Genomic DNA, 11,970 nt, shown 5'->3' on the forward strand with positions numbered 1-11,970 from the left:
CTGGACAGCTAGCGCGCATGGCACGACACGTCAGACTCCGGGAGCCCCGCCACCACTGGACCCTCATCTGCCTCCTGCTCGCCTCGCTCGCGGCCGTCCTCCTCGTCCACGGGTACGTCGAGAAGGGCTCTGACGGGCAGGGATACCTTGACGAGGCGTGGAGCAGCTCCACAGCGCCATCAGAACAGAGCTCATCCACCAGCCCGTTGCCGCTCTCGTACGCCGGTCCGATCCTCGACCTCAGCCGCTCGCGGCCAGCCCGGACCGGGATGCCCCACCGCACCATCGCCCTGACGTTTGAGGATGGGCCCGATCCCCGATGGACCCCGCAGGTCCTCGCCGTCCTGCGCCGACACGGCGTACGCGCAACGTTCTTCGTCGTCGGATCCAAGGCCGCGGCTCATCCCGAACTCACCCGACGCATCCTTGCGGAGGGGCACGAGATCGGCAGCCACACCTACACCCACGCCGATCTCGGCGGAATTCCCGGCTGGCGACGCGCCGTGGAGCTGACGCTCGCGCAGCGAGCGCTCGCCGGGACGACCGGGATGCACACCTACCTGCTCCGGCCGCCGCACACCTCGACTCCCTCGAGGCTCACGGGGCCGGAGTACGAAGCCGCGCGTGACGCGAGCCGGCAGGGCTACCTCATCGTGCTGACCGACCGCGACACGCGTGACGCCTCACGTCGTACGACGAAACAGATCGTCGCGGCGGCCACACCGAAGGCGGGTCGCGGCGCGGTGGTCCGCCTGCATGACGGCGGAGGCGACCGGAGCGCGGTGGTCGAGGGCGTGGATCGCCTGATCACCCGGCTCCAGCCGAAGAAGTACCGCTTCACGACCGTCTCCGACGCCTTGCATCTGCGGGAGGCCAACACTCCCGCCGGCATGGTCGACCGCTCGGCGGGCGCCGTCCTGGTAGGTGCGCAACGCGCCGGAAAGGTGGCAGCCGAGGGACTCACGATGGCCACGGTGGCTGCCGGCGTCCTCACCGTCGGGCGGCTGGTTCTCATGGTTCTGCTCGCCTGGCGCCACGAGATCGGCGTACGCAGGGCGCGCGCACGTGTTCTCCGGGCGCAGGCTCGGGCACTCCGGGCGCAGGCCCGCGCACTCCGCTCCCGGTCCCGCGCCGTCCGGTTGCGCACCCATGGCGCACGCACGCGCGCGGCCCGGGCGCGCGAGCGGGCGTACTCCATGACCACGAAGTCGCGCTACCACCCGCCGGTCTCGGTCATCGTCCCCGCCTACAACGAGGCGGCGGGCATCACGGCCACCCTTCGATCCCTCGTGGCGAGCGACTATCCGGGCGATCTCGAGGTGGTGGTTGTCGACGACGGCTCGACTGACAACACCGCGGCCATCGCGTCCAGGCTCGGCCTTCCTGAGGTCAGGGTGATCCGCCAGCGGAACGCCGGAAAGGCCTCGGCGCTCAACACCGGAATCTCGTACTCCCGCCACGATGTCCTGGTCATGGTGGACGGGGACACCGTGTTCGAACCCACCACCATCAGGCGCCTGGTGCAGCCGCTCGCCGACCCGGAGGTGGGTGCGGTGAGCGGCAACACGAAGGTGGGCAACCGGCGGGGAGTCCTTGGTCGCTGGCAGCACCTCGAATATGTCATCGGCTTCAACCTCGACCGGCGGATGTTCGACCTGCTCGAATGCATGCCCACCGTGCCGGGGGCGATCGGCGCCTTCCGCTACGAGGCCCTCGCGAGCGTCGGCTGGATCAGCGACGACACGCTCGCCGAGGACACGGACCTCACCATGGCGCTCTGCCGGGTCGGCTGGCGGGTCGTCTACAAGCAGAGCGCCCGCGCGTGGACGGAGGCACCCGCCTCCTTGGCACAGCTCTGGCGCCAGCGCTACAGGTGGTGCTACGGAACGCTGCAGTCGATGTGGAAGCACCGCCGGGCCCTGTTCGAGCGGGGCCCCGCCGGCCGGTTCGGGCGGCGCGGCCTCTCCTACCTCGCCGTCTTCCAGGTCGCGCTACCGCTGTTCGCTCCTGCCATCGACGTCTTCGCGCTGTACGCCGTGCTCTTCGGGCGGCCGTCGAAGGTGCTGGGGGTCTGGTTGACGTTCGTACTCCTGCAGATGGTCGTCGGTGGCTACGCGCTCCGGCTCGACCGTGAACGCCTCACGGCTCTGTGGACCATGCCGCTCCAGCAGTTCGTCTACCGACAGCTCATGTACATGGTCGTCATCCAGTCCGTCGTGACGGCAGTACTCGGCGCTCCCCTGCGCTGGCACACGATGCGCAGGGAAGGGACGTTCGCCCATTCCCAGGTGTCGGCCGTGCAAGTCCGGAGTCGCGGTTGACCGAGGCTCCTCCAATTGTCCGCTCTACCGCGAATGCGCCATTTAACCTGCACCCTCAATGAATTGCGAGGTCACAGAGTGTTGAGCAAGTCCTTTCTGTCATTACATATCTCCGCAGTCCTACCTTCCACCGCCTACACTGCTTCGCCGTGAGACGACAACCGCCTGGCAGGCACGCGGTCTTCGTCGACCACTCCGGACGCCGGCACCGCATGCTTCGACAGGCAGGGCGGATTGGCGGAGGCCTGGTGGCCGCGGCGCTCGTGCTGCTCTGCATAAGTCTGTTCACCGACTCCGATCCGGGCACGCCACCGTGGACCCTGGGCGAGCAGAAACCATCCCCGACTCCGAGTCCGGCGGCCCGCCCGCAGCGCGAGCGCGCGGATCAGCCGGCCAGCCGGGCCGGGCGGGACAAGGAGACCCAGAAGGCGCGCCCGTCGGCGACGGCCTCCCCGAGCCCGACGCCGACCTCCACCTCGCGTACGGGTGATCCGACCGGCACGCCGACTCCTACCCCCACTGCCACCGCCACGCCGACCAAGGCGTCGGGATCGAAGCCGGATACTCCGCCCGGGCGCGCGACTCGCTCGCCCGGACCGCCCGATCGCCCCTGACGTGCACCGCCACGTCCGGCTCCGCGAACCACGCCAGCACTGGGCCCTGCTCAGTCTCGTCCTGGCCGTGCTCGTCGGCGTTCTCCTGCTCCAGGGCTACGTGGAACGCAGTTGGAGCGACCTCTCGCCGGCACCACCGGAGCCGGGAGGTGACACTCCGCCAGGGCACAAACGAGACGGCCGCCTCCTGGCCGACTCCGAGCCCGTCGTCGACCTCTCAGGCGCCCGGCCCGGCGCTGCGGCCATGCCGGCAGGCACGATCGCGCTCACCTTCGACGACGGACCGGATCCGCGGTGGACGCCGCAGATCCTCGAGGTGCTGCGCCGCCACCAAGCCCGCGCGACGTTCTTCGTCCTCGGCTCGAAGGTGGCGGCCCATCCGCAGTTGACCCGACAGATCGTGGCCGAGGGGCACGAGCTCGGCTCGCACAGCTACACCCATCCGGACCTCAGCCGGGTCCCCACCTGGCAGCGCGGGCTGGAACTCTCCCTCACGCAGAAGGCCATCGCCGGCGCCACGGGACATCACACACGACTGCTCCGACCGCCGTACGCCTCAGTGCCTTCTGCCATGACCGCACCGGAGTACGAAACAGCCCGGGCGCTGAGCCGGGATGGCTATCTCATCGTTCTGGCCAACCGTGACACCAAGGACTGGTCCGGTCGTACGCCCGAGCAGATCGTGGCCGCCGCGACTCCGCGCGGCCGCCAGGGCGCCGTGGTCCTGGTCCACGATTCCGGAGGTGACCGGGGCGCGACTGTCACGGCGGTCGACCACCTGTTGACCCGGCTGGATGCCGCCGGCTACCAGTTCACGACCGTATCCGACGGGGTGGGGCTGCCCGCCACGAGCCTGCCGGCGACACGCCCGCAGCGCCTCGCTGGCCTGACCCTGGTCGGAGCACAACTGGTGGGCCACGTCCTGGCAGCCGGTCTGACCGTCGCACTCGGCATCGCCGGCGCACTCACCCTGGTCAGGGTCGTTCTCCTCGTGGGCGTGGCCAGGCTGCATGCCCGGCGCGCCAGGCGTGCGCGTCGGAAGTGGCGGCGACAACTCCAACAGCGCCGACGCGTCATGCGACTCACCTTCCCCGCAGTCTCCGTCGTCGTACCCGCCTACAACGAAGCGGCAGGGATTGCGGCGACCGTCCGTTCACTGGTCGCCACCCGCTATCCCGGCAGGGTCGAGGTGATCGTGGTCGACGACGGCTCGACCGACGGCACCGGACACATCGCGGCGCGTCTCCGCCTCCCCGGCGTGACCGTGATCCGCCAGGCCAACGCCGGCAAGCCAAGCGCCCTCAACACCGGGATCGCCCGCGCGAGATCCGGCATCGTGATCCTCGTCGATGGCGACACCGTCTTCGAACCCCACACCATCGAACGACTTGTCCGGTCGTTCGCAGATCCGCGGGTTGGTGCGGTGAGTGGGAACACGAAGGTCGGCAACCGCCGCGGACTCCTCGGACGCTGGCAGCACATCGAGTACGTCATCGGGTTCAATCTCGACCGCCGGATGTTCGACGTCTGGGCCTGCATGCCCACGGTGCCGGGCGCGATCGGGGCGTTCCGCCGAGATGCGCTTGCCAGCGTCGGCGGCATCAGCGGCGACACGCTGGCCGAGGACACCGACCTCACAATGGCGATCTGCCGGGCCGGTTGGCGCGTGGTCTACGAGGAGAAGGCGCGGGCCTGGACCGAGGCGCCGAGCTCGCTTCGCCAACTCTGGCGGCAGCGCTACCGGTGGTGTTACGGCACGCTGCAGTCGATGTGGAAGCACCGAAGGGCCCTGATCGAACGCGGCCAGGCCGGCAAGTTGGGGCGTCGTGGGCTCACGTACCTCGCGCTCTTCCAGGTCGCCCTACCCCTCCTTGCACCGGCCGTCGACGTGTTCGCGTTGTACGGGCTCGTGTTCGGCGAGCCGGCGCGCGTCCTTGCCGTGTGGCTGGGCTTCCTGCTCGTCCAGGTCCTCGCCGGGGCCTACGCGCTGCGGCTGGATGGCGAGCGCCTACGGCCGTTGTGGAGCCTGCCCCTCCAACAGGTCGTCTACCGGCAGCTCATGTACCTCGTCGTCATCCAGTCGGTGGTGACGGCCCTGCTAGGTGCGCCGTTGCGCTGGCACGCGATGCGCCGGCAGGGGACCTTCGCCAGGCGCGAACCGCTCGCCATGCCCTGACCAGCCCCGTCCACGTCGTGGTCTCACGTCGTACAGGGGCCCCGGGGAACCCGGAGGACCCGGGGACCGGGTGACCCGGCAGCCCGGGGGGGCGGGCGACCCGGCAGCCCGGGGACCCGGGGCGGGCGGTAAATGACCACGCTGAGCATGCCCGTGTTCGCCAAAGAGGCGTCGACACCCGTTCCGGGTGCCGAACGCCTGCTCAGCGTGGTCATTTACCGCTCTCTCCTGACACATGTGTCAAGGGAGCCTCATTTACCGCACCCGATCGGTGGGTCAGTCGTCACCCCGTACGCGAGACCACCAGGTCGCACAGGCCGGCGAGCGCGTCACGCGCCGGTATGTCCGGAAGGGAAGGGAGCGTCGCGCGCGCCTCGTCGGCCCACTGCTGCACGATCGCCCGTGCCTGGTCCATCGCCGGATGCGCCCGGAGCAGCTTGAGCGCCTCCGCGTGCTCGTCGTCGTCGACCAGCGGCTTCGCCAGCAGGTCCCGCAGCCGCGCGTCGGCCGGGTCCCGCGAGCGCTGCGCCAGGAGCACCGGCAGCGTCGGAACGCCCTCACGCAGGTCCGTCCCCGGCGTCTTGCCGGACTGGTCGGAGTCGCTCGCGATGTCGAGGACGTCGTCGGAGAGCTGGAAGGCGACCCCGACCTTCTCGCCGTACTCCGTCACGACCGCCTCGATCTCGGCCGATGCGCCCGCGAGCTTCGCACCCAACCTGGCCGACGTGGCGATCAGCGAACCGGTCTTGTCAGCGAGGACGGAGAGATAGTAGTCGAGCGGGTCGTCATCGTCGGACGGCCCGAGCGTCTCGCGGATCTGCCCCTCCACGAGCCGCGCGAAGGTCTGCGACTGGATGCGTACGGCCTCGAGCCCCAGATCCACCATCCGGTCCGACGCCTTCGCAAACAGGTAGTCGCCGGTGAGGATCGCGATGGTGTTGTCCCACCGGGCGTTGGCGCTCGGAGCGCCCCGGCGCAACGCCGCCTCGTCCATCACGTCGTCGTGGTGCAGGGTCGCGAGGTGGGTGAGCTCGAGGACGACCGCCACCGGGGCGACCCCCGGCGCCTCGTGGTCGCCGAACTCCGCGGCCAGCACCACGAGCAGGGGCCGGAACCGCTTGCCCCCCGCCTCGATCAGGTGCCGCGCCGTCTCGGTGACGAAGCCGAAGTCGCTCGCGACGACGGTCGACAGCTGCTGCTCCACCTCGTCGAGTCGCGCCCGCACACGTGCGTCCAGGTCGGCGTCGACGAACGGAACGGTCAGCCCGGTCATGCTCATCGGCACACCTACCCTCCCGCTGAGGCTGCGACGCGTCGCCCGCCCCCGCGGTCGCCCGTCGCGATCCGCGGTCAGCCCGCCAGCTGCGAGGCCCGCGCCGCGAGCTGCAGGAGCGGCTCCGGCATCAGGCCAAGCACCACGGTAGCCGCGACTCCGATGGCGACGGCGACCGAGGTGAACATGCTGGGGACCGCGACCGTCGGACCTTCTGCCGCTGGTTCGTTGAAGAACATCAAGACGATGACGCGTACGTAGAAGAACGCGGCGACGACGCTCGCCACCACGCCGACGACGACCAGCGGCCACGCACCACCCTGCCAGGCAGCGCTGAACACGGCCCACTTGCCCATGAACCCGCTGGTCAACGGGATACCGGCGAACGCGAGCAGGAACAGCGCCATCACCCCGGCGACGAGCGGCGCCCGTTTGCCGAGCCCGACCCAGCGGGACAGGTGGGTCGCCTCGCCACTCGCGTCGCGGACCAGCGTGACGACCGCGAACGCGCCGACCGTCGCGAAGCCGTACGCCGCGAGGTAGAAGAGGATCGCCGAGGTGTTGATCCCGATGTCGTTGCGTACGCCGACGAAGCCGACGAGCAGGAACCCGGCATGTGCGATCGAGGAGTACGCCAGCATCCGCTTGATGTCGCTCTGCGTCAGGGCCAGGACCGCTCCGACTCCCATGGTGAGGATGGCGACGACCCAGATCATGGGCTGCCAGTCCCAGCGCGCGGCACCGAGCGCGACGTAGAACAGCCGCAGCAGCGCGCCGATCGCCGCGATCTTCGTACACGCCGCCATGAACGCGGTGATCGCCGTCGGCGCACCCTGGTAGACGTCCGGCGTCCACATGTGGAAGGGCGCCGCACCGATCTTGAACAGCAGCCCCACCGCGATGAGTGCGGTGCCGCCGAGCAGCAGCCCGTCGACACCGACCTTGCCGCCGATGGCCGCCGCGATGCCAGTGAAGCTGACCGTGCCGGCGTAGCCGTAGAGCAGGGCCATGCCGTAGAGGAAGAACGCGGAGGCGAACGCACCGAGCAGGAAGTACTTCATCGCGGCTTCCTGCGACAGCAGCCGCCGCCGGCGGGCGAGCCCGCACAGCAGGTAGAGCGGCAGCGACAGCACCTCGAGCGCCACGAACATCATCAGCAGGTCGTTCGCCGCCGGGAACAGCAGCATCCCGCCGACCGCGAAGAGGAACAGCGGGAAGACCTCGGTCTGCTCCAGCCGCCGGGCGAGGGCCTCCCGCTCCGCCTCCGTGCCCGGCAATGCCGCGGCCTGGCCGGCGAACGCCGTCACACCGCCGTCGACGGAGCGTTCGGCGACCAGAAGCAGCGAGACGATCGAGAGCACCAGGATGGTGCCCCACAGGAACAACGTGAACCCGTCGACGGCGATCGCACCCTCCGCGGCGAGCAGCTTGCTGCCGGCGAGACCGATCGTCGACACCAGGGCCGCCACGAGCGCGGCGAGCGACAGGATCACCTGGGCGGTGTAGCGGGTCCGCCGGGGCAGGAACGCCTCGACGAGCACGCTCAGGATCGCGACGCCGAAGACGATGAGCAGCGGCGCGACCTTGGCGTACTCGATCGTCGGCGTGCTGAACCCGGGTGTGGGCACAGGTGCCGCCCACCCGTGGCCAGTGGCCGAGAGAGCGGCAACCGGAGCGGCAAGCTCCTGGGCGAGGCTGATCGGTGTCACTTCTCACCTTCCGAAGGAGCCGTGACGGGGTGCTCGGGCGCCGGATCCGTGACGCCGACCCGTTCCATGGTGGAGTCGACGGCCGGCGAGATCACGTCCAGCGCGGGGCCCGGGAAGAGCCCGAGGCCGAGGATCAGGACGATGAGCGGTGCGACCGCGACGACCTCGCGGGGGCGGAGATCCGGCATGTTCGCCACCGCGGTCGCGGTCGGGCCGGTCATGGTGCGTTGGTAGAGGATCAGCATGTACAGCGCCGCCAGGACGATGGAGATGGTCGCGATCACGGCGGCCACCTCGTACCGCTGGAACGTGCCGGCGAGCGCCAGGAACTCGCTCACGAACGGCGCCAGGCCAGGCAGCGCCAGCCCGGACAGGCAGGCGAACAGGAACGCACCGGAGGCGACCGGTGCCACCTTGTCGACGCCACCGAAGTCGCCGATCTGCGCCGAGCCGCGTCGGGTGATGAAGTAGCCGGCGACGAGGAACAGCGCGGCGGTCGACAGGCCGTGGTTGAGCATGTAGAGCGTGGCGCCGGTCTGGGCGAGGCTCGTCATCGCGAAGATGCCGAGCACGATGACGCCGAAGTGGGACACCGAGGTGTAGGCGATCAGCCGCTTGATGTCGCGCTGCCCGATCGCGAGGACCGCGCCGTAGAGCACGCTGATCACGGCGAGCACGATCACCGCCGGCGTCGCCCACCGCGAGGCCTCCGGGAAGAGCTGGAGGCAGAACCGGATCATGCCGAAGGTCCCGATCTTGTCCAGGATCGCGACCAGCAGGACGGCGGTGCCAGGTGTCGCCTCGCGCGCGGCGTCGGGCAGCCAGGTGTGCACCGGCCACATCGGCGCCTTGATCGCGAACGCGACGAAGAAGCCGGCGAACAGCCACTTCTGCGTACCTGCGTCGATGTCGAGTTGGGTCAGGGCGCTCAGCAGGAAGGACGGCTCGCCGTTGGTCTGCGCGGCCGAGACGGCGTAGAGGCCCACGACGGCGGCGAGCATCAGGAGCCCGCCGACAAGGGAGTAGATGAGGAACTTCACCGCGGCGTAGGACCGGCGCGGCCCACCGTAGCTGCCGATCAGGAAGTAGATCGGGATGAGCGTCGCCTCGAACAACAGGTAGAAGAGGAAGACGTCCGTGGCGGCGAACACCCCGAGCGCCAGCGCCTCCAGCGTGAGCACCAGCGCGAAGAACGTCTTGACACTCCGGCTGCCGGACTCGGCGTCGTTCCATGAGGCGAGGATGACGATCGGCGTCAGCAGCGCGGTGAGCAGGAAGAGGACGAGGCCGATGCCGTCGACGCCGAGTGCGTAGTAGACACCGAACGCCGGGATCCAGCGGTGCTGCTCGACGAACTGCATGCCGCCGGCCGGGTCGTACTGCACGGCGATGATGAGCGCCAGCACCAGCGTCAGCCCGGCGACCGCCGTCGCGACCTGCTTGGCCAGCAGGTCCCGGTCACGCGGGAGCAGCGCGATGAACACCGCACCCAGCGCCGGGAGCGCACAGGCGACGGTCAACCACGGCAACGTGATATCGGGAGCGACCAGGTTCACGACAACCTCACCATCACCATCGCCACCACAACCAGGGCGGCACCCCCGAACATCACGAGGGCGTACGAACGGACGAACCCGGTCTGGAACCTGCGTGCCCAACCGGAGAGCCCACCGACGAACGCGGCGACGCCGTTGACCACACCGTCGATCCCACGGTTGTCGAAGGCGACGAGACCCCGGGTGGCCTCCTGCCCGGGACGCATCAGCACGACCTCGTTGAAGGCGTCACCGTAGAGGTCCCGCCGGGCGGCGGTGGTGATCGGCGAGACCCGCGTGGGCGCGGTGACCGGGATGTCGCGGCGGGCCACGAACAGCACCGCGACGAGGACGCCGAGCAGGACGACGACGAGCGTGATCCCGATCAGCAGGGCCTCGGACAGCGGCGCCGGCAGCTCGACGTGCTGCTCACCGACGACCGGCTCGAGCCAGTGCACGATGCCGCCGCCGAGGTAGGCGAGCACCATGCCGCCGACCGCGCTCAGGATCGCCAGCAGCACCAGTGGGACGGTCATGACGCCGGGCGACTCGTGCGGGTGGGCGTCCTCACGCCAGCGCTTGCGGCCGAGGAACGTCATGGCCATCACCCGCGACATGTAGAACGCCGTGATGCCGGCGCCGAGCAGCGCGCAGAGCCCCACCCAGACGTTGAAGCCGAACGCCACCTCGATGATCTTGTCCTTGCTGAAGAACCCGGCGAACGGCGGGATCCCGATGATCGCGAGGTACCCGACGGCGAAGGTGACGTAGGTGACCGGGAGGTACCTTCCCAGTCCGCCGTACCGACGCATGTCCACCTCGTCGTTCATGCCGTGCATCACCGAGCCGGCGCCGAGGAAGAGGTCGGCCTTGAAGAACCCGTGCGTGAGCAGGTGGAAGATCGCGAACGCGTAGCCGACCGGCCCGAGCCCCGCAGCCAACATCATGTAGCCGATCTGGCTCATCGTCGACCCGGCGAGGGCCTTCTTGATGTCGTCCTTCGCGCACCCGATGATCGCGCCCATGAGCAGCGTGACCGTGCCGACGGCGACGACCGCGGTCTGGGCGATCGGTGCCTCGTTGAAGATCGCGTTGGACCTCGTGACGAGGTAGACCCCGGCGGTCACCATGGTCGCCGCGTGGATGAGCGCGGACACCGGTGTCGGGCCCTCCATCGCGTCGAGCAGCCAGGACTGCAGCGGGAACTGTGCGGACTTGCCGCACGCGCCGAGCAGCAGCAGCAGGCCGAGCGCGGTGGCGATCCCGGTGCCCGCCTCGGCGACGCCGCCGAAGACGCCGGTGAACGACGAGGTGCCGAACGTCGCGATCATCAGCATCACGGCGACCGACAGCCCGAGGTCACCGACCCGGTTGACGACGAATGCCTTCTTGGCGGCGGTGGCGGCGGAGTGTTTGTGCTGCCAGAACCCGATCAGGAGGTACGACGCGAGGCCGACACCCTCCCAGCCGATGAACAGCACGAGGAAGTCGTCGGCGAGGACCAGGACCAGCATCGCCGCGACGAACAGGTTGAGGTATCCGAAGAACCTCGACCGCCGCTCGTCATGGGCCATGTAGCCGATCGAGTAGACGTGGATGATGCTGCCGACCCCGGTGATGAGCAGGACGAAGCACATCGACAGCTGGTCGAGCAGCAGGCTCGCCTCGACGTGGTAGCTCGCCAGCGGGATGAACGTGTAGAGCTGCTGGCTGACCGCGCGTTCCTCGGGCCCGAGCCCGAGCATCGCCGCGAACATCACCGCACCGAGCGCGAACGACGCGATCGGTGCCGCGCAGCCGAGCAGGTGCCCCCACGGGCGGGCGGCCCGCCCGGCCAGCAGGATCACCGCGGCCGAGACCGCGGGGATCGCGACGACCAGCCACAGCAGGGAGAACGCACCGGTGGCGGCCGTCGGCTCCTGCGCCAGGAGCTGGTCCTGGGCCAGGAGCACAGTGCTCACGGAGGTGGTCACGTGGGTTCGCCTCTCACCGAATCAGAACTTCAACAGGCTCGCGTCGTCGACCGAGGCCGAGCGACGGGTGCGGAAGATGGTCATGATGATCGCCAGCCCCACGACGACCTCGGCGGCCGCGACGACCATCACGAAGAACGCCACGACCTGGCCTTCGAGGTTGCCGGCCTGCCGGGCGAAGGAGACGAACGCGAGGTTCGCGGCGTTGAGCATCAGCTCGATGCACATGAAGACCACGATCGCGTTCCGTCGAGTCAGCACACCGACCGCACCGATCGTGAACAGCAGTGCCGACAGCACGATGTAGGAAGTCGCGGTCATGGGACCTCCTTCGTCGGTCCCATGACCAAAGTGCCGTGCTGAGTGATG

7 protein-coding genes are annotated in these 11,970 nt (G+C 69.4%); 2 read left to right on the plus strand and 5 right to left on the minus strand.

What is annotated here, in order from left to right; all coding sequences use genetic code 11:
• The first annotated feature begins 17 nt into the window (after positions 1–17).
• Together ABN028_RS13170 and ABN028_RS13175 are read left to right on the plus strand one after the other, a co-directional pair.
• Positions 18–2,321, plus strand: a complete 2,304-nt coding sequence (locus ABN028_RS13170; protein ID WP_349696805.1) for a bifunctional polysaccharide deacetylase/glycosyltransferase family 2 protein — start codon at positions 18–20, stop codon at positions 2,319–2,321.
• A gap of 615 nt (positions 2,322–2,936) precedes the next feature.
• Positions 2,937–5,111, plus strand: coding sequence for a bifunctional polysaccharide deacetylase/glycosyltransferase family 2 protein (locus ABN028_RS13175; RefSeq protein WP_349696806.1), 2,175 nt, complete (start codon positions 2,937–2,939; stop codon positions 5,109–5,111).
• A gap of 283 nt (positions 5,112–5,394) precedes the next feature.
• Here the strand turns inward: ABN028_RS13175 and ABN028_RS13180 are convergent, their stop codons facing one another.
• The 5 genes from ABN028_RS13180 to nuoK all read right to left on the minus strand — a co-directional run bounded on the left by ABN028_RS13180 (position 5,395) and on the right by nuoK (position 11,922).
• A complete protein-coding gene (locus tag ABN028_RS13180) occupies positions 5,395–6,390 on the minus strand; it encodes a polyprenyl synthetase family protein (RefSeq protein ID WP_349330089.1) in 996 nt (331 codons plus the stop codon).
• 71 nt (positions 6,391–6,461) lie between these two features.
• Positions 6,462–8,012, minus strand: a complete 1,551-nt coding sequence (gene nuoN, locus ABN028_RS13185) for an NADH-quinone oxidoreductase subunit NuoN (protein WP_349696856.1) — start codon at positions 8,010–8,012, stop codon at positions 6,462–6,464.
• Between the two features lie 77 nt (positions 8,013–8,089).
• A complete protein-coding gene (locus tag ABN028_RS13190; RefSeq protein WP_349330123.1) occupies positions 8,090–9,628 on the minus strand; it encodes an NADH-quinone oxidoreductase subunit M in 1,539 nt (512 codons plus the stop codon).
• A 17-nt stretch (positions 9,629–9,645) separates the two neighbouring features.
• Positions 9,646–11,514, minus strand: coding sequence for an NADH-quinone oxidoreductase subunit L (gene nuoL / locus ABN028_RS13195; RefSeq protein WP_349696857.1), 1,869 nt, complete (start codon positions 11,512–11,514; stop codon positions 9,646–9,648).
• 108 nt (positions 11,515–11,622) lie between these two features.
• Positions 11,623–11,922: an NADH-quinone oxidoreductase subunit NuoK gene (gene nuoK / locus ABN028_RS13200; RefSeq protein ID WP_349330088.1), complete on the minus strand. Its 300-nt coding sequence runs from the start codon at positions 11,920–11,922 to the stop codon at positions 11,623–11,625.
• Positions 11,923–11,970: the final 48 nt, after the last annotated feature.

The organism is Actinopolymorpha sp. B17G11 (assembly GCF_040196095.1).
Lineage (GTDB): Bacteria > Actinomycetota > Actinomycetes > Propionibacteriales > Actinopolymorphaceae > Thermasporomyces.

Coding starts and splice junctions, on each gene's coding strand:
- ABN028_RS13170 (WP_349696805.1), top strand. CDS start 18: ATGGCACGACACGTCAGACTCCGGGAGCCCCGCCACCACTGGACCCTC.
- ABN028_RS13180 (WP_349330089.1), bottom strand. CDS start 6,390: ATGAGCATGACCGGGCTGACCGTTCCGTTCGTCGACGCCGACCTGGAC.
- nuoK (WP_349330088.1), bottom strand. CDS start 11,922: ATGACCGCGACTTCCTACATCGTGCTGTCGGCACTGCTGTTCACGATC.